Origin of the sequence: Sinomonas humi (assembly GCF_000802235.1) — a bacterium.
Taxonomy (GTDB): Bacteria; Actinomycetota; Actinomycetes; order Actinomycetales; family Micrococcaceae; genus Sinomonas; species Sinomonas humi.
This window is the reverse complement of the sequence record NZ_JTDL01000141.1, coordinates 179,896-202,752: the sequence shown is the minus strand read 5'-3', so window position 1 is coordinate 202,752 and position 22,857 is coordinate 179,896. Positions and strand designations below refer to the sequence as shown.

19 protein-coding genes and 1 tRNA gene are annotated in these 22,857 nt (G+C 66.5%); 9 read left to right on the top strand and 11 right to left on the bottom strand.

The window, feature by feature from the left end:
• Positions 1-122: 122 nt before the first annotated feature.
• The 3 genes from LK10_RS16595 to LK10_RS16585 form a co-directional block, all read right to left on the bottom strand.
• On the bottom strand, positions 123-1,070 hold the full coding sequence (locus tag LK10_RS16595; RefSeq protein ID WP_043125960.1) for a helix-turn-helix transcriptional regulator: 948 nt from the start codon (positions 1,068-1,070) through the stop codon (positions 123-125).
• Positions 1,071-1,537: 467 nt separating this feature from the next.
• Entirely contained in the window at positions 1,538-2,146 is a 609-nt protein-coding gene (locus LK10_RS16590) for a phosphatase PAP2 family protein (RefSeq protein WP_043125957.1), read from the bottom strand.
• 5 nt (positions 2,147-2,151) lie between these two features.
• Complete coding sequence (locus LK10_RS16585) at positions 2,152-4,575, bottom strand: glycoside hydrolase family 31 protein (protein ID WP_052207483.1); 2,424 nt, start codon at positions 4,573-4,575, stop codon at positions 2,152-2,154.
• Between the two features lie 43 nt (positions 4,576-4,618).
• Between LK10_RS16585 and LK10_RS16580 the strand changes: the two genes are divergently transcribed.
• The 5 genes from LK10_RS16580 (at position 4,619) to LK10_RS21555 (ending at position 9,433) form a co-directional block, all read left to right on the top strand.
• Positions 4,619-5,776, top strand: coding sequence for an acyl-CoA dehydrogenase family protein (locus tag LK10_RS16580; protein ID WP_043125955.1), 1,158 nt, complete (start codon positions 4,619-4,621; stop codon positions 5,774-5,776).
• 450 nt (positions 5,777-6,226) lie between these two features.
• Positions 6,227-6,841, top strand: coding sequence for a hypothetical protein (locus LK10_RS16575; RefSeq protein WP_043125952.1), 615 nt, complete (start codon positions 6,227-6,229; stop codon positions 6,839-6,841).
• Between the two features lie 11 nt (positions 6,842-6,852).
• Positions 6,853-7,272 (top strand): hypothetical protein, encoded by a 420-nt coding sequence (locus tag LK10_RS16570; protein WP_043125949.1) that lies wholly within the window; start codon positions 6,853-6,855, stop codon positions 7,270-7,272.
• 2 nt (positions 7,273-7,274) lie between these two features.
• Positions 7,275-8,804 (top strand): hypothetical protein, encoded by a 1,530-nt coding sequence (locus LK10_RS22390; RefSeq protein WP_043125946.1) that lies wholly within the window; start codon positions 7,275-7,277, stop codon positions 8,802-8,804.
• Positions 8,801-9,433 carry an ABC transporter ATP-binding protein gene (locus LK10_RS21555; protein ID WP_197061968.1) on the top strand — a complete coding sequence of 211 codons (633 nt, stop codon included), beginning with the start codon at positions 8,801-8,803 and terminating at the stop codon, positions 9,431-9,433. The genes LK10_RS22390 and LK10_RS21555 overlap by 4 nt, the downstream gene beginning before the upstream one ends.
• On the opposite strand, the gene LK10_RS16560 is transcribed toward LK10_RS21555, so the two are convergent.
• The 5 genes from LK10_RS16560 to hisC form a co-directional block, all read right to left on the bottom strand.
• Positions 9,350-10,801, bottom strand: coding sequence for an MFS transporter (locus LK10_RS16560; RefSeq protein ID WP_197061967.1), 1,452 nt, complete (start codon positions 10,799-10,801; stop codon positions 9,350-9,352). The two genes, LK10_RS21555 and LK10_RS16560, sit on opposite strands and share 84 nt — an antisense overlap.
• 141 nt (positions 10,802-10,942) lie before the next feature.
• Positions 10,943-12,535 (bottom strand): dihydrolipoamide acetyltransferase family protein, encoded by a 1,593-nt coding sequence (locus tag LK10_RS16555; RefSeq protein WP_043125941.1) that lies wholly within the window; start codon positions 12,533-12,535, stop codon positions 10,943-10,945.
• 7 nt (positions 12,536-12,542) lie between these two features.
• Positions 12,543-13,523 (bottom strand): alpha-ketoacid dehydrogenase subunit beta, encoded by a 981-nt coding sequence (locus LK10_RS16550; RefSeq protein ID WP_043125938.1) that lies wholly within the window; start codon positions 13,521-13,523, stop codon positions 12,543-12,545.
• The gene (gene pdhA / locus LK10_RS16545) at positions 13,523-14,746 is read right to left on the bottom strand and encodes a pyruvate dehydrogenase (acetyl-transferring) E1 component subunit alpha (protein WP_043125937.1); all 1,224 of its coding nucleotides are present in this window, start codon (positions 14,744-14,746) and stop codon (positions 13,523-13,525) included. Before pdhA ends, LK10_RS16550 begins: the two co-directional genes overlap by 1 nt.
• Before the next feature lie 152 nt (positions 14,747-14,898).
• Positions 14,899-16,077 (bottom strand): histidinol-phosphate transaminase, encoded by a 1,179-nt coding sequence (hisC, locus tag LK10_RS16540; RefSeq protein ID WP_081998619.1) that lies wholly within the window; start codon positions 16,075-16,077, stop codon positions 14,899-14,901.
• Between the two features lie 58 nt (positions 16,078-16,135).
• On the opposite strand from hisC, the gene LK10_RS16535 reads away from it, so the two are divergent.
• Positions 16,136-16,567: a phage holin family protein gene (locus tag LK10_RS16535; RefSeq protein WP_043126118.1), complete on the top strand. Its 432-nt coding sequence runs from the start codon at positions 16,136-16,138 to the stop codon at positions 16,565-16,567.
• 25 nt (positions 16,568-16,592) lie between these two features.
• Here LK10_RS16535 and LK10_RS16530 read toward each other — a convergent pair whose 3' ends face one another.
• Both LK10_RS16530 and LK10_RS16525 read right to left on the bottom strand, forming a co-directional pair.
• Complete coding sequence (locus LK10_RS16530) at positions 16,593-18,026, bottom strand: hypothetical protein (RefSeq protein WP_043125934.1); 1,434 nt, start codon at positions 18,024-18,026, stop codon at positions 16,593-16,595.
• On the bottom strand, positions 18,023-18,484 hold the full coding sequence (locus LK10_RS16525; RefSeq protein WP_043125931.1) for a hypothetical protein: 462 nt from the start codon (positions 18,482-18,484) through the stop codon (positions 18,023-18,025). The genes LK10_RS16530 and LK10_RS16525 overlap by 4 nt, the downstream gene beginning before the upstream one ends.
• 179 nt (positions 18,485-18,663) lie before the next feature.
• On the opposite strand from LK10_RS16525, the gene purB reads away from it, so the two are divergent.
• Entirely contained in the window at positions 18,664-20,094 is a 1,431-nt protein-coding gene (gene purB, locus LK10_RS16520; RefSeq protein ID WP_043126115.1) for an adenylosuccinate lyase, read from the top strand.
• A gap of 99 nt (positions 20,095-20,193) precedes the next feature.
• Positions 20,194-20,270 (top strand) — tRNA-Met (locus tag LK10_RS16515).
• A gap of 194 nt (positions 20,271-20,464) precedes the next feature.
• On the opposite strand, the gene LK10_RS16510 is transcribed toward LK10_RS16515, so the two are convergent.
• Complete coding sequence (locus tag LK10_RS16510; protein WP_043125928.1) at positions 20,465-22,120, bottom strand: FAD-binding dehydrogenase; 1,656 nt, start codon at positions 22,118-22,120, stop codon at positions 20,465-20,467.
• Positions 22,121-22,200: 80 nt separating this feature from the next.
• On the opposite strand from LK10_RS16510, the gene LK10_RS16505 reads away from it, so the two are divergent.
• Complete coding sequence (locus LK10_RS16505; protein WP_043125926.1) at positions 22,201-22,857, top strand: class I SAM-dependent methyltransferase; 657 nt, start codon at positions 22,201-22,203, stop codon at positions 22,855-22,857.

The following is a 22,857-nucleotide window of genomic DNA, read 5'->3' as shown; positions in this document are numbered from 1 at the left end:
GGGCAACGGCGTTCTCGGGCCGTCGAGGTCAATTGCACCCGTCGGGGAGGGGATGTTCAAGGGACAGAAGCGGCAGAATTCTGCCGAAGACCCGGAGAACCTTCACGAGAGGCGCCCGGCCGTCAGCTGCTCGCCGCCGTCAGCCGCTCGCCCAGACGCCTCATGGCGTCTCGGAGCTCGGGCGGCTCGATGACGGTGACCGGCCAGCCGAGCCGCACCACGTGGTACGCGACATAATCGAGGTCGTCGGCCCCCGTGGTGAGGATGGCCCCGCCGTCCCCGTCGGGTTCGAGGACGGCCATCGTCGAGGGCACGAACTGCGCGACCTCGTGGGCGGACGCCTCGATCCGAACCTTGGCCACGAAGCGGTAGGGGGCCTGCGTGATCGAGGCGCGAATGAACTCGACGGCGTCTGGCGCGTCCCGCGGCTTGAATCGCCACCCCGTCCCCCGGGCGGCCGTCATGCGGTCAAGTCGAAAAGTCCGCCAGTCGTCGCGGTCGAGATCCCAGGCCATGAGGTACCAGCGGCGCGCCGCCGCCACGAGCCGGTAGGGTTCGACGCGCCGCTCGCCGTGGTCGCCGCTGGCCTTCGTGTAGTCGAATGTCGCGCGCTCGGGTGTGCGGATTGCTCGGGCGAGGGCGACGAGGACATCGGCGTCGACGACGGTCACCGGGCTGTCGAGGCTCACGGTTGCATCGATGACGCCCTTGACCTCCGCCCGAAGGCGCGCCGGAAGCACTTGGTCGAGCTTCGCGAGCGACCGCACAGCGGCCTCCCCGAGGCCAGCGACCGTCCCGCCTGCCGCGAGGCGCAGGCTTACGGCGACGGCGACGGCCTCCTCGTCGTCGAGCAGAAGCGGCGGGAGAGCCTTGCCCGCCCCGAGCTGATACCCGCCGCCCGTCCCGTGCTCGGCTCGGACAGGGTAGCCCAGGGCGCGGAGGCGTTCGACGTCGCGGCGGACGCTGCGCGTCGTGACCCCCAGACGTTCGGCGAGCTCGGTCCCGGTCCAGACGGGCCGCTGCTGGAGCAGATTGAGCAGGCTCAGCACGCGTTGAGTCGTGTCTCCCATGGGTCCATCATGCCTCGGGAAGAGGACAGAACCTGTCCGGATTTATGCGGCCCTTGCCTTTCTCCTAATCGAGATATATCGTGAAATCCACAACGCGTTATATCTCGATACCTAGCGGACCGGAGCTGTCCTGCTTGCCGAGGAGACTGGATTCGACGGCAAGCACCAAGAGAAGCAAAGCCAAGGAGAGGAGACCGCCATGTCAACCATCACCCGGCAGCACTCAGCAACCACCCCGGTTCGGAAGCGGGTTCGGAAGCACATAGGAGCGCAGCCACTACTGTCCGCTCCGGCCGCGATACATCGCGTTAGCGCACTCTCGCGCATTTTCGGCGAACTGCGGACTGCGTGGCACCGCGGCGGCGAGATGTCGCAGAGCGTCGAGGGCTTGCGGGATTCAGCGTGGAGCGCCTCAGGGAACGCCAGTCACCGTCTCTGGTGACCGACGCCCAGCCCTTGCAGGGGAGTCAGCCCATCCAGCCGAGAAGCCCCCGCCAGAGCCCGACGATCACCGCGCCCCCGAACACAGCCCCCGCAGCCAATTGCGCGGGGGTGTGTGCGCGGAGCACGAGCCGGGACCAGATGACCGCGGGCACGAGCAGCAGCACGGGCCACCAAGCCGCCCCGAATAGGAACATGACCGAAACGGCGGCGGAAGTGATCGCCGCGGCGTGACCGCTGACCTTCCAGACGAGGCTTACCAGGGCCAGGAGTGCGAGGCCGCCGATGAGCGCGAGCACCATGGCGATGACGCTCGCCGGTGCCCGCAGCAGAAGGAGCACGGCGAGGCCCAGCAGGACGCACAGGATCGCGGCGGCGAGCACAGGGCCTCGCTGCCGCCGGTCGCTCACGTGATGGTCTGTCACCTTGCCCACCCGAACGAGCAGGAGCAGGATGCCGAACGGCAGCAGGCACGTGAATGCCGCCGCGACGAACCCATACCAGAGCGTCCCGGGAAACCCAGGACTTCCGGCCGGGCTCAGGAGCATGAGGACGGCAGTGACGATCGGCGGTTGGAGCACCTCGGTGATCGCGCGCGCGATCGCAAACCGTCGAGCGGGGGCCGGTGCCTCCACGCGTCCTACCCTGCGTCCGCGAGGATGAGCTCCACGAGCGCACCGAAGAGGTCCGCGTCGAGGTCCATGCCCGCGAGCGCGGCGACGACAGCCGCCGGCGGCTCGCCCGAAGCCACCCTCGCGAAAATGTCCCCCTTCAGCGTGAACTTCGCGTGCACGTCCTCGAGCAGGCGTTCGACGGCGTCGACCGTCGAGTTGGGTGCCAAGGCCAGCCCACCGTCGGTGGCGAGGGTGAAGCCCTCGGCCGCGGCGACGTCGTCCACCTTTATTTGAAGCGTCCTCGCCGCCCCGTCGTAGGAGACGGAAGCCGATACCTCTCGCCCACCCGAGAGCACACGCACCCCGGACGGATCCTCGACCCCCACAAAGGCGACGTCGTAGGAGCGGACCGCGGGGACGCCGTCGGCCGCCCCCTCGCACGGCTTGACCTTTAGCTCACCGGTGCCCCAGTCGAACTCAATCGGGGTGCGGACCTGGTGCCCGCGCTCCCCCGCCGAGGCGCCGCCGTCGTCTTCGATAAGCGTGAACGCGCCCGAGGCACCCCCGAAGACTCGCAGCTCAAGGCGCTCGGGAGCGGCGACGCCGTTCCCCAACACTTCTCCGTGGACCAAGGGCAGGATCGCGCCTGCCTTCGCAAGCACCGGGATGGAGTCGAGGGTGCGGAACAGTCGCGCCCGCCGGCCACCTTGGTACCGGGTTCCGGTGAAGAAGTCGAACCACTGGCCAGGGGGAAGCCAGGCCTCGGCGCTCGCGCGGTTGAGCGACCGCGTGCGCGGAGAGACGATGGGCGCGACCATGAGCTCACTGCCGAACAGATACTGGTTCGGCACCTCGTAGGCCTCGTCGACCTCCGGATACTCGTAATACATCGGCTCGACCATCGGACGGCCTTCCGCGGCCGCGCGGTGGTTCATGGTGTGCAGGTAGGGGACGAGGCGGTGGCGCAGGCGGAGGAACTCGCCCATGGCCGCCTCTGCGTCAGCACGGAAGCGCCATGGCTCCTTGCCAGTAAACGGCATGGACGAGCTGTGCAGGCGATTGATCGGCGAGAAGACGCCGAGCTGGACCCAGCGCGTGGCGAGGTCGTCATCCTTGTAGCCCCACATGTGGCCGCCGATGTCGTGGCTCCACCAGCCGTAGCCGATGTTCGACGCCGTCGCTGTGAAGTACGGCTGGAACGCGAGCGATTCCCACGTGACGATGGTGTCGCCTGAGAAGCCGATCGGGTAACGGTGGCTGCCCGGACCGGCGTAGCGCGAGAACGTGAGCGGGAGCCTGCCGTTCCGCGCCGAATCGAGGAAGTGAATGTGGTTGAGAACCCACAGCGGGTCGAGGCCCTCGATCCGGGAGTAGGGGCCGGACTGCCAGTCGAGCCACCAGAAGTCGACGCCCGCGTCCTCTAGGGGGTGGTGGACCTCCTCGAGGTAGGCGCGGAGGAACTCGGGGTCGGTGGGGTCGAAGGCGATCGCGTCCCCGGCCTCGGCGTCGAGGCCGAGGGCCTCGGCCGTGCGGGCGTAGACCTCCTCGTGCGCCGCGATGCCGTCGGCCGGGTGGACGTTGAGCGTGAGGGCGAGCCCCGAATCGTGGAGCCAGCGCGCGAAGCCCTCGGGGTCGGGGAAGAGCTCCCGGTTCCAGGTGTAGCCCGTCCATCCGCTGCCGTGCGCGGGATCGATGTCGGTGAGGTGCCAGTCCATGTCCAGCACGGCGACCGAGAGCGGGATCCGCTCGGCTGCGAACCGCTCGATGACCCCGCGATACTCATCCTCGGTGTACCGGTGGTAGCGGCTCCACCAATTGCCGAGCGTGAAGCGGGGCACGAGAGGGGTCGGACCCGAGATGCGATAGAAGTCGCGGAGGCACTTGCGGTAGTCGCGGCCGTAGCCGAAGAAGTAGAGGTCCGTTCGTCCTTCGGTACGCGTATCGAGCCAGCCGGCCTCATCGAAGACGAGGGTCTCGCTGTCATCGAGGACCGCGAATCCGTAGCGGGACATGAGGCCGGGCTCGAGCTCGCAAGGGCCGTCAATGCCGTCGAGCGTGCGAGCGGTGCCGCCCAGGTTCTTCTCGCCGACCTCACCGTAGTGCCACACGCTGTGGTAGTTGCTCACCTTTCCGAGGACCTTGATCGAGAGGCCATGCGGGGTGAAGGGGCGCTTGTCGTAGACGAGATGCACGTGTTCCGTGATGATCTCGAGCGCCTCCGGCTTGTCGAAGACGCGGAACTCAGGGACCTCGGGGTCCCGGTGGAGGACCACTTGCGACGGCCGGTCCTCGAACTCCCCGTCGGGGCTGTATTCGAGGCGCAGGAGCTGGGACGTCAGGACCGTGAACCGGTAGTTGGGGCCTTGGACGACGGCGGCCGGCTGGGCTTGCGGGGACGCCACGAGGCGGAGGTGGGCAGGGAGCGGAGCCGTGTGAGTGGTCTCTGTCACGCCCTCCACCCTACGCCCGAGCACGCGCCGCTACTCTTGCCCCATGGACGCCCCCGATCTCATCTCGTTCGACTCCCTCCTCAGTGACGATGAACTGGACCTCCGTGAACGCGTACGCGCGTTCGTCCGGGTGGAGATCAAGCCGAACATCGCCCGGTGGTATGAGGAGGCGCGGTTCCCGCTCGAGCTCGTGCCCGAGCTCGGCCGCCTGGGGGTGCTGGGCATGCACCTCACGGGGTATGGGTGCGCGGGACGCTCTGCCGTGGAGTACGGGCTCGCTGCCGCCGAGCTCGAGGCCGGGGATTCCGGGCTGCGCACGTTCGTCTCCGTCCAGGGCTCGCTGGCGATGACCGCGATCTCCAAGCACGGCTCGGAGGCACAGAAGCAGGAGTGGCTCCCGCCGATGGCCGCTGGCGAGGCGATCGGCTGCTTCGGCCTGACCGAGCCCACCGCCGGCTCGGACCCCGGCTCCATGCGCACCTTCGCCCGTCGCGACGGCTCCGACTGGGTGCTGAATGGGACAAAGCGCTGGATCGGGCTCGCCTCGGTGGCGGACGTCGCCGTCGTCTGGGCACAGACGGACGACGGCGTGCGTGGCTTCCTCGTCCCCACCTCCACTCCCGGCTACACGGCGACCCCGATCGAGCCCAAGCTCTCGATGCGCGCCTCGATCCAGTGCGACGTCGGGCTCGACGACGTCCGCCTCCCTGCGGACGCCGTCCTGCCCGAGGTCGTCGGGCTGCGGGGCCCGTTCTCGTGCCTGAACGAGGCCAGGTACGGGATCGTGTGGGGCGCGATGGGGGCGGCCCGGGACGCATTCGAGGACGCCCTGGCCTACTCGAATGAACGGCTCCAGTTCGGCAGGCCCCTCGCCGGGTACCAGCTGACCCAGCAGAAGCTCGTGGACATGGCCCTCGAGATCGACAAGGGCTTCCTCCTCGCCCTGCACCTCGGGCGGCTCAAGGACGCAGGGACGCTCGAGCCGCACCAGATCAGTGTCGGCAAGCTCAACAACTGCCGCGAGGCGATCGAGATCTGCCGCGAGGCCCGCACGATCCTTGGCGGCAACGGCATCACCCTCGACTACTCACCCCTCCGGCACGCGAACAACCTCGAATCCGTACGAACCTACGAGGGAACCGACGAGGTCCACACCCTCATCCTCGGCCAGAAGCTCACCGGGATCGGCGCGTTCCGGTAGCCAGGGCTCCCCCGACGTCCCATTCGTGAACGAGCTCTGGGCGCATTAGGCCCCCCGGGAATTCCGCGGCGTTTCCCTTGCGCCGTGGGGTGGAGCGTCAGTTTGAGCATCCGGGCTTGACGCTCGGAACTGGGCGATTGCTAGTGTGCGGATTGCCATTAGCCAATCAATAGGGGACATCGCTATGGAAAACACGCGTACCAACCGCAGCGCTGTACATCACGGGCGCTCTTATCGCGACAGCCCGCTCGGTCACCCTGGGGTGGGGCCGGGCTCGAGCCGTGGCATGAGCGATGGCACGGGATCAGGAGACTAAGGCAAGGTCTCAGTGACTTCGCTGCACCGCGACCTCTCCGCCTCGCTCGGCACCCTTTCCCTCGCTTTGGCCCTTATCACGGTCGCCGCGGGGATCGAGGCCATCCTCATCTCCCTTCGAAATGCATAGGAAAAATGAGCATCTCAGCCCCAGAACCTCCCCGTCCTGAAGACCCGCTCATCAGCGTCGCACGCGTCGGCTACATGAAGCCCGAGGCCTCCACAGATGACGGCAAACAGAAGACACCACGATCCTTCTGGATCATCGCCTACATCCTCATCATGGGACTCGTGGTGGCCAGACTTCCCCTAGTGCTTCGCGACGTGGCGTCGCAGATACCGGCCGACGCCAAGGCTGAACTCGGGGACGAAAGGCTTGTGGCTTTCTCCACCACAGTCGGCGGGATCATGTTCGTGCTCGTGTACGCGGTCATCATGGTCCTCTATCTACTCCTGGCAGCATTCCTCGATCGGCGCATTATCCCTACAAAGCCGCTGTTCCGGGGCCGCTGGAGAGTCGGAATGTATTTTATGATCGCCGCGCTAACCACCATTCCCGTGCATCTCGCGAGCGTGGTGGCCCAGGTCCCGGATCTGCACGGAGTGCCGGGCTATTACGCATACTTCCCCTTGGTCGCCGTCGCCGCGCTTGTGGGGTACCGGCGGCATTGGTGGAACTTCGCGCCCGGGAAGAGAGTTCTCGTCGCCGCGACCGCGGTAGCCCTGCCAATGCTCATCAGCTTCGGTTAGGAGCCACACTCGTGTTCGAACGCTTATACGTTCGCTACTTTCCTTTCCTTCACCGAATTCAGCTCAGCGCTCTGATTCTCTGCTCGATCATTGCTGTCATCGGCTTGTGGCTGGCTCCGCTGGCAGTGGGGCTAAAGAACCTGGATCCGCAAGTCACAAAGTACGTAGCGTTGGGAGGAGTGAGCTTTTTCGGAGTGCTCATCCCTTTCATATTCCTCTTCACCAAGCCAGGCTCGTTGTCTCCACTCAAGCTCATCATCTACACCCTCGCAGGGGTATTCCACGGCTTCAGCTTGAGCCCCTACTTAGCGACTCCCATGCAGGCGGCGGCCTCGTTTGTGGCCACTGTCATCTGCACCTTATTGGCATCAGCTCAGATCCTTGAGTTGCAGGGCTCGATCCTCGCGACTGATCCCAAGAGCAAATTCTGACCATGGCCACTTCCGTCTGGGTCAGCGATTTCCGTCTCGTGCGAGATTTCCGAGCTTTCGAAATCATTAACTCCCTTCGGCTCCCACTGAGTCTCGGTGCTTTCAAGCTGCTCATGAGCTCCGTGATCCTCGCAGGCGCAATCGTTGCCCTCACGCTGTGGTTCGTGCTCCTGAGGATTCTCCGAGACACGGTCTTCGCGGAAGATCGTGAGCTCGCGTGGCAATTGTGCTCCCTCTCGGTGCTCTATGCCCTCGCCGCGGTGGTCGGCTCCGGACTGCTCACGAGCCGGCGGCTCGCGGTGGCCGCGAACCCGCATCTCAAGCTGTTCCGCGACCTCGACGTCCCGCTCAGCCACGTCGCGCTCAGGTACGGAGTCCTCCCCGCAGCCATTTCAGCGGCACCGGTGCCTGCCGCGACAATCGTGTTCCTCTTTGTCTTCGGCGCCGACGACGCTGCTCGAGTCAGCAGCTACGCATGGCTCCTACCACTCGCCGTCACCGCCTTTGCCGCTGCCTGCTTCCTAGCAGCCTGGGGTGCCGCTCGACCGCGGCAGAGTGGGGCGGTGACCTGGCCCCGCGCGGGAGCTTGCGCCGTCGTCGGCCTTGCCCTCGGCATCGCGACAAGCGCCGTCCTGGACGCTGGCGTCTCTTGGTCCGGTGTCCCACCGCTTGCCGTGCCGCTCCCGACGACGGCGGTCGTCGCCGTCGTCGGCCTCGTCGCCGTCGTCGGGCTCGTCGCCGGGACAATGATGTGCCTACGGCGAGCCCGCTACTCAACCCTTCTGATTCCCCGCGCGCGACAGCACTCCGGCCAGCCCCAGGCGAAGGGCCTTGCGGCAGCATTTCTCTCAGATCTCGCCGCGTCCCCACAGGGAACGCTCGCATCCGTCTACTACTTTGTCGCGATCACCGTATGCGCGGTCCTCGTCGGCGCTTCTCCCCTGCTGCCGCTTCCCGCGCTTGCGGCTGCCACTCCTACGGAGGTGAACCGCGCCGTCGTGGGCACCACCGTCCTGCTCGCTTCATGCGTCCTCGCCCTCGTCTTCGAACGCATAGGTCCCACCGCGAAGATCTACCATGCTCGTTTCGCCATGGAAAACGGGCTCTCAGCGCGTCGAGTAGCCGGCTCACTCCTTGGCCTCTATGCCGGGATGGCGCTCCCCCTCGGGGCCGTCGTCGTGACCGTGGCCTTTCTGGCTACTGGAAAGCTCTACCTCGCGCCACTTGCGGTCGCAATCGTGGTCGCCGCTGCTGAAGTGACGGGAGAGTCTCTCGTCGCCCCGCTGCCCAGCACCGACGGTACGAAACAGTTCGAACTTGCGGGCAGCGTCGCCGCCTACGCGCTCATGACTCCATGCTTCGTCGCCCTGCTCGTCGATCCGGCCCTCGCCGCCCTCCTCATCGCTTTCTACGCCGTCGTCCTGACCCTTGGAGCCTTCATTTGCCTTCGCTGTCGAATCAGCCGCCTCAGCTCGAATTCGCCTCGGTCCTCGCCGGCTACGATCGCGAGCGCCCAGTCTTCGGTGGGTTGAACCTCATCCTCAAGGGCCCAGGTCTTGTCCGCATCGCGGGCGCGAACGGGAGCGGGAAGTCCACGCTCCTCGAACTCGTCTCGGGATTCCTCTCTCCCTTCGAGGGCGAGGTACGCATCTCGGGAACCCTCTCCAATTCAGCAGAGGCGCGGTTCCTGCGCAGCGTCTGCCGGACGGCCCCCGCACTGTATCCGTCGATGACAGCAAGGGACCATCTGGCATTCGCGGCTCGATGCCGGCGCACAGAGGTGGGCCGTGCCCTCGAACGCGCGGAACGCTACGGCCTCGGTGACTGGCTCGAGGTGCCTGCCGCGGAGCTTTCAACCGGAAACCAGCGCAAGCTCTGGCTACTCGCTTGCACGGCGTTGCCGACTCCCGTCGCCATCCTCGATGAACCGTTCAACGGCATGGACGGTCACGGGGTCGAGACTCTGGTGAAGGAGCTCGGCGAGTGGGCCCACAAGAGCCTTGTCCTCCTTATCGCCCATGTGCCGCCCGCCGAACTCGAGCCCCACCAGACAGTCATGCTCGAAGGGTTGTCCGGCTCACGGCGAGATGTGGTCCAGGTGCCGGTTCCGGGTGTGCGGGGTGAACTGGACGAGGATGGCCGCGATGACAAGGAAGACTGAGATCAGGCCGAGCGCCCAAACGACCGACAACTGAGGAAGGATCGGCGCGATGACCATGACGCCGATCCCGCCGCCGATGTGCCCGACCCCGTCCACGAGGGCGAAGCCGGTGGTCCGGGCACGCGTGGGGAAGCACTCTGCCGTGAGGGCGTACGTCGGCGATACCCAGAGGTTGAAGCCCGCGAAGATGAGGATCGCGCCGATGAACGATACCCAGATGTTCGTGCCCGCGGAGGCGACGACGAGCGATCCGATGATCGTCACCGCGGCCGCGATGGGAAGCCAGTAGCGCCGCTCGAGCTTCTCGACAATCGCGCTCATCACCGCCGCCTCCGCGACGAAGCCGAACGTTCCCACGGCGGCTATGACGCCAGCCTCAGGCGGCGGGTAGCGGAGCGCTGAGAGGACGACCGTGAAGCCGGACGCGAACGAGTACACGGTGATGTAGCCGATGAACCAGATCAGGAACAGCAGGATGATGCGCCGCACGTACAGAGCGCGCCCAAAGAGGTCGCGGTACGGCACGGGCGACGGCGGCACGGTCGCACCGTAGGTGTCCGCGAGGAGCGGCTCGGCGAGCGGGCCGTGCCGGGCAGCCCGTTCCTCCATGGCCCGGACGACTGCGTCCGCGTCGGCGAGGCGTCCCTGGCCAATGAGCCACCGAGGCGACTCGGGCAACTCGAATCGGAGCAGGACGGCGATGACGGCCAGAATCGCCCCGATCCCGTACATCCAACGCCAGCCGAAATCGAACCCGGGGCCCGCAGCCGCAAATGGAAGGCCGAGTGGCCAAGGCGTCGGGGCCGTCGTGAGGATGAGGCCGAGCCAGATCCCTACGAGGGCGCCGAGTGCCGACATGATGAAGATGATGGTCGTGAACTTGGCCCTCGCCTTCCGCGGCGCCACCTCGTTCACATACGTGTTGACGATCGCGAGATCCGCGCCGATGCCGATACCCGTGATGATCCGGGCGATGTTGAAGTTCGCGTAATCGCCCACGAAGGCGTTGTAGAGGGATCCGAGACCGGTGATGAGCATCGTCACCATGAGCATGTTGCGGCGGCCGATGCGGTCCGCGATGGGACTCAGCACGAGGGTGCCGACCACATACCCTGCGAGGTTGAGGAGTACGGGAAGCGGCAGGGCACCCAGAGCATTCTCCGGCGTGCAGCCCTTGTTCAGCTCGATGCAGGTCTGGATGAATGAGACGTTGATATCGAAGATGTCGTAGAACGTGAAGAGGAACCCGAGCCCGATGATCCCGATGAAGAGGTAGGAGAGGCTCCAGACCTCAAGGCGTTCGAGCCGGGCGACGATCTGCTGGCCCGACGGGGCGCTGACGGAACCAGCCTCCATGGATGAGCTCACGTGGATCGACCTCCCACACCCGGGTGGCGCGTACCGTGCCAAGATTGCCCGGCTGCTGGCGATATTGTGCGCCCGCACTTCCGGCGATACAAGGCACAGTACGCAACTAGGGCTGAGGCCGCTTCCCTTCTTCTCAGCGCCTCAGTCGAGCAGGAGTGCAGGCTCCTCCATGATCGCCGCGACGTCCGCCATGAAGCGCGCGGAAAGATCGCCGTCGACCACGCGGTGATCGAACGAGCCCCCGAGGGTCGTGATCCAGCGGGGGATCACCTCTCCCGAAACCACCCACGGCTTCTGCTTGATCGTGCCGAAGGCAACGATCGCAACCTCGCCCGGGTTGATGATCGGCGTGCCGATGTCGATGCCGAGAGCACCGATATTGGTGACCGTGAGCGTTCCGCCCTGCATGTCGCCGGCCTTCGTCTTCCCGGCACGGGCGGTTGTCGCAAGGTCGTTGAGCGCCACCGCCAGTTCCTTGAGGGACAGGTCCTGCGCGTTCTTGATGTTCGGCACGAGGAGGCCGCGCGGCGTCGCCGCCGCGATCCCGAGATTCATGAAGTGCTTGATGTGGATCTCGTCGCCATTCGGCGTGCTGACCCATTCCGAGTTAACGCTTGGATTGCGTGCCGCCGCCCAGATGACCGCCTTCGCGAGGATGAGCAGCGGGGAGACCTTGATGTTCTCGAAGTCGCGCGACTTCTTGAGCCGCTGAACGAACTCCATCGTCCGAGACGCATCTACGTCCACAAAGATGCTCACGTGCGGCGCCGTGAAAGCCGAATCCACCATCGCCTTCGCCGTGGCCTTGCGGACACCTCGGACCGGGACAACCTCGATCCGCTGGTCCACCGGCTTCTTAGCGGGTTCCCAGAAAGTCGGCGCGGCAGCGATCTCACGTTCACGCTGCACCTGGTACGACTCCAAGTCCGCGCGGGTCACCTCACCGCGCGGGCCCGTCGCAGGCACGTCGACGAGATTGATCCCGAGCTCCTTGGCAATCCGCCGAACGGGTGGCTTCGCGAGAACGCGGGTCAGCAGGCGGGCGACGGCGGTGCTGGCCTCGTTCTCTTGGCTCGCCTGCGCGCTTGCAGCGGGAGTTGGGGATCCGGCTGCAGCGCTCGAACCGACCGCGCGCGGGGTCGCTGGCTGCTGGCGGGAGGTCGCGGGGGACGGAGCGCCCGGAGTCGCAACCTGCTGTTTGCGGGGGCGGCGCTTTACCGCGTCTGCCTTCGGGCCAGACCCCACAAGCGGCCCGGTCTCGATTCCGGGCTCGTGCATCTGCGGGACCGGAGCGTTCAGTGCCTCCGACGCAGCCGGGAGCCGGGGGGCAGGGCTCGCTGCCGCTGGCGAGGACGACGGCGATGCGGCCGCGACGCCCGGTGCGGCCCCGCCGTCGTTCGCTTCTTTGAGGGCTGAAGCGCCGGGCGCGGGAACCGCGGGGCCCGACGCGGACGGGCCCGGTGCTGCAGCCAGGCCCGTGCCCGCCACGTGGGAGGTCGATCCGATCGCGATGATCGGCGAACCTACCTCGATCGTTTCGTGCTCGGGGGCCAGGAGCTCAAGTACCGTGCCCTCGAACGGACTCGGGAGCTCGACCAGGCTCTTCGCCGTCTCGATCTCGCAGAGGACGTCGTTGATCGCGACCGTGTCGCCGGGCTTGACCTTCCAGGCAACGATGTCTGCCTCAGTCAGCCCCTCGCCGACGTCGGGGAGGTTGAAGATCTGCTTGCTCATGGGGCTCCTAGTACGCGAACGCCCGGTCGAGGGCCTCAAGGATGCGGTCGATGTCCGGTAGGTACTGGCCCTCGACCTTCGAGACGGGATATGGCATGTGGAAGCCGCCTACCCGGATCACGGGCGCTTCGAGGGAGAGGAATGCCCGCTCGGACACCCGCGCAGCAATCTCGCCGCCGAGGCCGCCGAACGTCGGGGCCTCGTGGGCTACGACCAGACGGCCGGTCTTCTGGACGGAGGCCGTCACGGTGTCGAAGTCGATGGGTGAAAGCGACCGGAGATCGACCACTTCGACGCTGCGGCCGTCCTCCGCGGCCGCTTCCGCAGCAGCGAGCGCGACTGGGACAAGCGGGCCGTAGGCAACGATCGTCGCGTCAGCGCCCTCGCGCACAACGTGGGCGCGGAAGGGGTCCGCCGAGGTCCCGGGACTCTCCAGATCCACTTCGCCCTTGAGCCAGTACCGGCGCTTGGGCTCGAAGACGATGACGGGATCTTCGCACTCGATCGCGTGGCGAGTCATCCAGTAGGCGTCATGGGGGTTGGAGGGTGTGAGGATCCGAAGCCCCGCGGTGTGGGCGAAAAGGGCCTCGGGTGACTCCGAGTGGTGCTCGACCGAGCCGATTCCACCGCCGTAGGGGATACGGATTGTCACTGGGACTGTGAGCTGGCCACGGCTGCGGGCATGGAGTTTCGCGAGCTGGGTCGTGATCTGGTTGAAGGCCGGGAACACGAAGCCGTCGAACTGGATCTCCCCAACGGGTCTGTAACCGCGCAGTGAAAGACCGATGCTCGTACCGACGATCCCGGATTCCGCAAGTGGGCTGTCGACGACACGGTCCTCGCCGAACTCAGCCTTGAGGCCCTCGGTCACTCGGTAGACACCACCAAGTGCACCGATGTCCTCGCCCATGAGCATGACCATCTCATCCGCGGCCAAGGCGTCACGGAGACCGGCATTGATGGCCTTCGCAAGAGTCATCGTGGGCATCAGTGACCGCCTTCCACAGAATCCGTGTCGGCATCGGCGAAGCCGGCCTGATATTCGAGGTGCCACGCGAGCTCCTCGTCCACGAGGGGGTGCCGCTCCGCGTAGACGTTCTGCATCTCGGCGGCCAGGCTCGGAGCTTCGAAAGCGAGAACGTCCCTGCGTGACTTTGCCGCGAGGGCTTCCCCTTCAGCCGCAACCTCGGCAAAGAACGCCTCGTCGGCATGGCCTTCGGCCCGGAGGAACTTCTCGAAGCGCGTGATCGGGTCTTTCGCAAGCCACGATTCCTCTTCGGCGGTGAGGCGATACTTCGTCGGGTCGTCCGCGGTCGTGTGGGCGCCCTGACGATACGTGTACGCCTCGATGAGCACGGGCCCCTTGCCGCTGCGCGCGCGTTCGAGGGCCCACTCGGTGACGGCATGCACTGCGAGGACGTCGTTCCCGTCCACCCGAAGGCCCGGGAAGCCGTAGCCCTTGGCGCGGTTGTGCAGGGGAATGCGCGACTGCACCTGCGTCGGGACCGAAATGGCCCACTGATTGTTCTGGCAGAAGAAGACGACCGGCGCCTTGAAGCTCGCGGCGAAGACCATGCTCTCGTGGATGTCGCCTTCCGAGCTCGCACCGTCACCGAAATAGGCGACGACGGCGGCTGGGTCCGGGGCTGCCCGTCCGGCGGCAGCGGCGCGGGAAGCGTCCCGCTGGAGGCCCATGGCGTAGCCGACCGCGTGCGGCACCTGCGCCGCAAGGACGAGCGTGTAGAGGTGGAAGTTGTTCTGCCTCGGATCCCAGCCGCCATTCGAGACACCCCGGAACTGCCGGAGAAGCTCGCCAAGCTCAACTCCGCGCGTGAGCGCGACGCCGTGCTCACGGTAAGTCGGGAAGATGTAGTCCTGCGGGAGCGTCGCGCGACCGGAACCGATCTGGGCTGCCTCTTGGCCTCTCACTGGGACCCAGAGGGAGAGCTGCCCCTGGCGCTGGAGCGCCGTCGCCTCGGCATCGAACCGCCGGATCATCGCCATGTCTCGGTACAGCGCACGCAGCTCGTCGACGCTTAGGGCCGAGGCCCGCTCGGCGAAATGGGAACGATTGAGGAAGCGCCCTTCCTCGTCGAGGAGCTGGACCATGTTGACGTGGCCTTCGGTACGTTCATGGGCGAGGGCCTCGAGCTCGTAGAGCAATTCCTCAGGGATGTCGTCGAACTCGGTGGTGGGCAGGTCTCCTGCCATTCCGCCGCCTCCTGCCGTAATCGTCTTTCCGCTCCGGACGGTGGGTGCCGGACCATATTCCTCAAGAGGAATGCGTACTGCATTTGGAATATATGCTGTCGGCCCAGCTGTAACTCTACCGAGTACAGCCGGGCCGCCGCTCAGCCTAACCGCTAGGAAGCGATCGGGGCTTTTGTAAAGGTCCTACAGAGCTCGAGGAAGCGAGTGTTTGCATCGACTTCCCCGATGCTCACTCTCACTCCTTCCGTCCCGAACGCCCTCACTGAGAGGGCTCGGGCCGCGGCCTCCTTGGCGAAGGCCGGTGTCGCCTCGCCCAGCTTGAGCCAGACGAAATTCCCCTGGGCGTCCGGGACCGACCATCCGAGCTCGCGTAGCCCACGAGTGACCCGATCCCGTTCGTCCACGAGGCTTTGTACCCTTTCTACAACTTCCCCGTAGTGGTCCAACGAGGCGATTGCCGCCCGCTCCGCCACCGACGAGACGGCAAAGGGGACTGCGGCCACCCGGAGGTGCTGTGTGATCTCGGGGCGCGAGATCGAATAGCCCACGCGGAGTCCCGCGAGCCCGTGGGCCTTCGAGAAGGTTCTGAGCACCACGACGTTTGGGTATTTGCGGTACATCTGCAGCCCGTCGACGGCCTCCGGATCGCGCACGAACTCTTGATAGGCCTCGTCGATCACGACCACGACGTCCTCGGGGACCGACTCGATGAACTCCTCGGTTTCCTCTGTTCTCAAGACCGGCCCCGTGGGGTTGTTCGGGGTGCACAACAGCACAACCCGCGTCCGGTCAGTGACCGCCCTCGCCATCGCTTCGAGGTCGTGCCGGCCGTCCTCTGTCACCGGGACCTGGACGCTCTTGGCGCCCGCGAGTCCCACCGAGATCGGGTAGGCCTCGAAGGACCGCCAGGCGTAGAGGACCTCGTCCTGCACGCCGTCGTCCTGCTGGCCCGCGAAGGCGGCGAGAAGCTGATTGAGCGCCCCGAGGCTCCCTCCGCCGGTGACGATGTCCTCCGCCGCGACACCAAGGAAGTCGCCGAGCCTGGCACGAAGCGAGCTTGCAACAGGATCTGGATAGCGGTTGATGGCAGTCTCAGCGGCGATCGCCTCCAGAACCGCTGGCAGCGGCGGAAGCGGGTTCTCATTCGAGGAAAGCTTGAAGCTCTCGAGCCCTTCAACGGGAGCGGGCGGCCTTCCAGCGGCGTACTTCGGGAGGCGGCCAATTACGGGACGGGGACCGACGACCAGAGAGCTCGGGGTGTTGCCCTCCGGGCCGGCGGCGACGACGGCGGCTGCTTCGGCGCTGTCGTGACTGTTAAGTGCAGAAGTCATGGTTTCAAGCGTAACCGGGTGCCGAGACGTCGAGGGCGCTCTGTGGAACGATGGGCGCATGCTGCGATTCCTGATCCGCGTCGTCGTCAACGCCATCGCGCTCTGGGTAGCCAGTTGGATTCTGCCGGGAATCAAGATCAATTCCACCGCCGTCGCGGACCTCGCCGCCAATCATGGCGCCGGACAGCACAGTGACCTGGTGGGCGTCGTCCTCGCGTATCTGTTCATCGGCCTCATCTTCGGCCTCGTCAACGCGCTCGTGCGCCCGATCATCGAAGTCCTGTCTCTCCCCGTCACGTGCCTGACTCTCGGGCTCTTCGCTCTCATCATCAATGCTGCAATGCTCGCTCTCACCGCCTGGCTGAGCGGTTACACGCCGGTCCACTTGACCATCAATTCCTTCTTCTGGACCGCGATCTTCGGCGCGATCATCATTTCCATCGTTTCCGCCGTGATGGGCTGGATCCTTGGAGCCAATCGCAAGCGCTAGGACTCCCTGACGAGGCCCCGGCCCTTCAGCCCCTCGTTCTAGGATCCGCGGCCGTGTAGGCAAAGCGCTCGCGTTGAGCGCCTCCGGGTTGAGAACTGCCTGCCGTTGATCCCGTCCCGCCGTTGGCTCCAGAGCTCCCGACAGTCCCGCTGGCGCCCCCTCCGACGAGGCCAGTCGTTCCGGCAGCGGCAGCGGCAGCTGCGCCGCCGGCAAGCCCCGCTCCCAGTGCCGCGTTCACAGCCGCCCGGTGCGCGAGGACCGCGGTATCCCCGGACTCGTCGAGCAGTTCGGCGTCGTGGGCATAGTTCCCCAGGTCGTGAGCCTTGGCGACGACATCCTGCGGGAAGAGAACGGCAGCGACGGGACCTGCTCGGCTGGGCGAGCGGACGTTGACCACGGATCCGCTGAGCTCCGCCGCCTGTCCAGAGGCAGTGGGCACGATATCGTCCGCGTTGGTCAGGCTCAGGACCGGGATGCCCTCTGGAGTGGCGAAGGCCGAGACCGGGCTCCCCACTGTTGTCACGGCTTTCACCCGATACCGCTCAAGGAACTCGCGATCTTCGAGGAGTCCCAGCACGTGGATCCCGCCTTGGCTGTAGCTGTTGAACAGGACCGCGTCGTCAACACCGAGGTTCTGGTCCTGAAGGGCCCCTTTAATGAGGCTGCGCACTTGGCTGTCGCGGTACGCCATCCCGTCGAGGATCCCCTCGGTATCGAAGACATTCCCGTCTTCTGGGTCCAGGGCCCACGTCTGGGTTCCCGGCACTGTCACGATGACGGCGACGGTCCCGTCGGGACGCGGCACCCTCTCCACGAGGATCGACGAAGGCGGAACGAAGCTTCCGTCGTCGAGCGGTTCCTGCCCCTGAGCCTGTCGCAGGCTTTTTAGGGCATAGGAGAAGTGAGTCGCATCGCCCGTTCCTGAGGGGAGAGAAGCGCGTTTGACCCCCGCAGGATCATCAGGAGATCCAGCAAGCCGGCCTGATTGAAGAGATCGGAGAAGGGTCGCGAGCGTGCTTCCGGGCACCACTCGCGCGCCCGCAGCACCCAGCCCCCCGAGGCCCAGCACATCGAGCAGGCCGGGCATTGGTCCGGCTTGAAACAGGATGTTCTGCAGACCATCCATCGCTCTAGCCCGACCTACCTCCTCATCCCTATACCTTTCCGCGGCTCTCGCCACTGCAGCAGCGCAGCGCTCCGACTCCTCATGTGCCCGCCTTAGCCGTGCATGCGTCCTCCGCGCCTCGTCGTCGAACCGGGGAGCGGTGTAGGACGTCCGGCACGCGCTGACGGCCACTGCCTGTCGGCTCGCGTGCAGGGCGCACTCCGCCCGTTCGAGGTTCGACGACATCGCGCGCAGCACCAAGGCGGAAGCCTCGAGGGACTCGAGGGTCGCGACGAACCGGGAGCCACCCGTCACAACGAAGCCGTCGCCCGCCTTGACCGCCCCCGAGATCATCGGCAGAGCTCCTGCCCGCCAGCCCCGCCCGTCATGGGCGGAGCCGGAAACGACGAGTGGTACGGGAGCAGCGGGGCCCGCGCCACCTGCGGGAGGAGCGGCCCTGAGGGCGCGATCGGCAGGAGTGGACCCTGAACAGAGGTAACCGGCAGGTGGTGAGCCGAAGTTGCCAGCCCATCAGGAGCAGTTGCAGACGAAGACCGGCTGGCCTCGCATGCCCGCAGCTCGCCTTGGACAGAGGCCAAGAGGCAACCGAGTGCGGTGATGCCGAGCGTGACTGCCGTGAGCTCAGCCGCGATGAATGCGGTCCTGGCTCGGAAAGAGTCGCCAGCAGCCCCCTCCCACTCGACGTCGTCCGCCCGACGCTGGGCCGCTTTCGCCTCGCCTACCTCCGCTTCCACCCGCGCCAGGCTCTCCTGGCCTGCCCGCAGAAGAGCCTCATCGTGACGGCACTGCATCTGTCCCCCTCCTCGTTCCGGAGGCCGCTCGCTCGGCCCGCCATCGACGTTAGGCGCGCTGCCGGGCGCTTCGCTGCGCTCCGCCGTCGTATGTGGAAAACCGTCGGAAGTCCGGCCGCTCGGCCCCCTCTTATTCACAGGCAGACCTTCGCTACGGCAGATCTGGAAGAATGGAGGCCATGGCTGAGACCCCCGTACGTATTCCTTCCGGCAGGCTGTCCCTCGCGAGCTCCTCCGAGCAGATCGCGCTCGGCCCCCTCGACGGTCGGTACCGTCCGGCGGTGGCCCCTCTCGTCGACTATCTCTCGGAAGCAGCCCTCAACCGCGATCGCGTCGCCGTCGAGGTCGAATGGTTCATTCACCTCACGAAGAATTCCGTACTTCCCGGCACGCAGCCGCTCTCGGAAGAGCAGGAGTCGGGGCTCCGGGCCATCGTCACGGAGTTCGATGGTGACTCGGTCACGGAGCTCGCCGAGATCGAGGCTGTGACGGTGCATGACGTCAAGGCCGTCGAGTACTACATCGGCCGCCGGCTCGAGGCGCTCGGGCTCTCCCGTCTCACTGCGCTGGTCCACTTCGGCTGCACGTCCGAGGACATCAACAACCTCTCCTACGCCCTGGGCATCAAGGGTGCTGTGGAGGAGGTATGGCTGCCGGCGGCGCGCAAGCTCGTCGAACAGATTGCGGCCATGGCTCGAGAGAATCGGGACGTCCCGATGCTCTCCCGGACCCATGGCCAGCCGGCAACGCCCACGACCCTCGGCAAGGAACTCGCCGTCATGGCGCACCGTCTCGGCCGCCAGCTCGACCGCATTGAGCGGACGGAATTCCTCGGGAAGATCAATGGCGCCACAGGTGATTTCGCGGCCCACGTCGCCTCGGTGCCCAGTGCCGACTGGCAGCAGGTCGCCAAGTCGTTCGTGGAGGGGCTCGGCCTCACATGGAACCCTTTGACGACTCAGATCGAGAGCCACGACTGGCAGGCCGAGCTGTACGCCGACATGGCCCGCTTCAACCGGATCCTGCACAACGTCTGCACGGATGTCTGGAGCTACATCTCAATCGGCTACTTCGCACAGATTCCAGTCGCTGGCGCTACGGGATCCTCGACCATGCCGCACAAGGTCAACCCCATCCGCTTCGAGAACGCAGAGGCGAACCTCGAGATCTCCTCGGCCCTCCTCGACACTCTGGGGGCCACGCTCGTGACGAGCCGTTGGCAGCGGGACCTCACGGACTCCTCGAGCCAGCGGAACATCGGGGTCGCGTTCGGTCACTCGCTGCTCGCGATCAGCAACGTCGCAAGGGGTCTCGGGGGCCTCGACGTGGCCGAGAACGTCCTCGCCTCCGATCTCGACCAGAACTGGGAAGTCCTCGCCGAGGCTATCCAGATGGTCATGCGGGCGGAAGCGATCGCGGGGGTCCCGGGGATGGACAACCCGTATGAGCGGCTCAAGGACCTCACGCGAGGCCACCGCGTGGATGCCGCACGGATGAAGGAGTTCGTCTCTGGCCTGGGGCTCTCCTCCGACGCCGAGGCTCGCCTCCTCGCCCTGACTCCCGCCTCGTACAACGGGATCGCCGGCACGCTTGTAGATCACCTCCGCTGACCGTCCAGCTGCGGTCTCGCATCAGGGCCGAGCCCCGTGCAGCCCTGCAAGCCGTCGATTCGCTTCCCGAGCGCCTAGCGGGTAAAGTAGATCAAGCGCCGCGGGGTGGAGCAGTTCGGTAGCTCGCTGGGCTCATAACCCAGAGGTCGTAGGTTCAAATCCTGCCCCCGCAACCAGGGAAGGCCCCGGATCCAACTGGATCCGGGGCCTTTTTCATGCCTTGAGTTCGCTCGCCGCCGCGCTCCCGCCCGGTTGTGATTTCTCAATCACTCGGGAAGCGGCGTGTCTCGGCCCGCCACGGCTCACGGCGCCGCAGAAGTGGGCTGGAGCGCGCGGCCCACGCGCCCACACGCCCAGGCAGACGCGGCACTCAAGCCGACGTCGCAGTCCGCCCCGCCACCCGGCCCGAGAAGAGGCACCCTCCGAGGAACGTCCCTTCGAGGGCGTTGTAGCCCATCATCCCGCCGCCGCCGAATCCGGCGGCCTCGCCCGCAGCGAACAGCCCGGGGACTGGCTGCCCAGACACGGACAGGCAGCGTCCCGAGAGGTCCGTCTCAAGTCCCCCCAAGGTCTTGCGCGTGAGGATGTTGAGGCGGACCGCGATCAGCGGGCCAGCCGAAGGGTCGAGGATCCGGTGCGGAGCGGCAACCCGAATGAGCCGATCGCCCCGGTAACGCCGGTGCCCGCGCAGGAACATGACCTGGGCGTCCTTCCCGAACGGGTTCTCGATCTCCCGGTCCCGCGCCTCGAGAACGTCTCGCAGCCCCGACTCCGAGATGAGCCCCGGCTCCCCCACCCGGTTCATTCCCTCCACAAGCTGGCCGAGCGATGTCGCCACGACGAAATCCGGCCCATGCCTCATGAAGGCCCCGATCGGCTCGGAGACGCCACCACGGACGCGCCCAAGGAGGAGCCGCAGGTCCTTTCCCGTCAGGTCGGGGTTCTGTTCCGACCCGGAGAGCGCGAATTCCTTCTCGATGATCTTCTGGGTCAGGACGAACCACGAATAGTCGTACCCCGTCTCCCTCAGGTGCCGCAGGGTCCCGAGCGTGTCGAAGCCCGGGAACAACGGCGGAGGGAGGCGCCGCCCGGCCGCGTCGAGCCATACCGAGGAGGGCCCTGGAAGGATCCGGATCCCGTGGTTCTCCCAGACCGGGTTCCAATTCCGCAGGCCCTCGACGTAGTGCCACATGCGATCCCCGTTGATGAGACGTCCCCCGGCGTCCTCGGCGATGCCGAGCATCCGCCCGTCCACGTGCGCGGGCACGCCGGCAACCATGGACGACGGCGGGGTCCCGAGTCGCGCGGGCCACATCCTACGCACGAGGTCATGGTTCCCGCCGATCCCGCCCGAGGCGACGACGACGGCGGAGGCGCGGAGTTCCGCCTCACCCGTCACCGTCCGGGAGCTCGCCATCCCGCGTGGCGTCGACGAAGGCTCGAGCACGGCGCACCGCACTCCGACAACGGCGCCTCCCTCGACGAGCAGCAAGTCCACCCGGTGCCGGAAGAGCAAGCGGATCCTCCCGGCATCGGCAAGCGACCGGACCCGGCGCACAAAGGGTTCGAGAAGGCCTGGACCGGTACCCCACGTGAGGTGGAATCGCGGCACCGAGTTCCCATGCCCCTCGGCACGGCCGTCGCCGCGCTCCGCCCAGCCAACCACCGGGAAGAACCGGACCCCAAGCCCGTGCAGCCACGCGCGTTTCTCCCCCGCGGCGAAGTCGAGATACGCCTCGGCCCACCGTCGGGGCCAGTAGTCCTCGGGGCGGTCGAACTGCGCGCTGCCGAACCAGTCCTGGGCCGCCAGGTCTCGCGAATCTCGGACGCCCATGCGGCGCTGCTCGGGAGAATCGACGAGGAAGAGGCCCCCGAGAGACCAAAAGGCTTGGCCGCCCAGGGACTGCGCGGGTTCCTGTTCGACGATGGTCACGCGGCGCCCCGCGTTGGCCGCCTCGACGGCAGCCACGAGCCCGGCGAGGCCGGCGCCGATGACGATGACATCGCTGTCGAGGGAATTCCGCACTCGTCCGGGCCCTTCCGTCGGGAACAGGCCCAGCCTTGCGTCAGGACGACGCGACGTCAACGAAGGCGGATACTCGTGCCATGAATTCTTGCTGCGGACCAGTGGAGCCCGAACGGTATGACGCCGTCTTCAACTCGCGCTTCTCCGGAGCGATCGCACGCCGTTACGGGCGCAAAGGCCTCGGCAAACCAGAGCAGAACATCGTCGACTTCCTCACCAACGCGGGCATTGAGGGCGCGTCTGTCCTGGAGATCGGCGGAGGCGTCGGCGAGATCCAGCTCGAGTTGCTCAAGCACGGTGCCGCCCGCACAGTGAACCTCGAACTGTCAGCGGGATACGAAGACGATGCACGGCGGCTCGCCCACGCGGTTGGTCTCGAGGAGCGGGTCGAGCGTCGCCTCGGGGTCAACATCGCCGAGGCGCCGGACGACGTCGAGCCGGCCGACGTCGTCGTCCTCCACCGCGTGGTCTGCTGCTACCCGGACTACGCTCGGCTGCTCGGCGCGGCCGCGGACCATGCGCGCCGGGCGCTCGTGTTCAGCTACCCGACGGCCAATCCCTTCTCGCGGCTCTTCATCAGGGGAATGAACGCGATGCTCGACGCTTCGGGGCGGTCCTTCCGCGGGTACGTGCATCGGCCGGCGGCGATGGTCGACGTCGTGCGGAGCCGCGGCCTCATCCCTCAGTACCGGAGGGACCGCCCCGTGTGGCACGTCGTGGGGGCCACACGGGGCTGA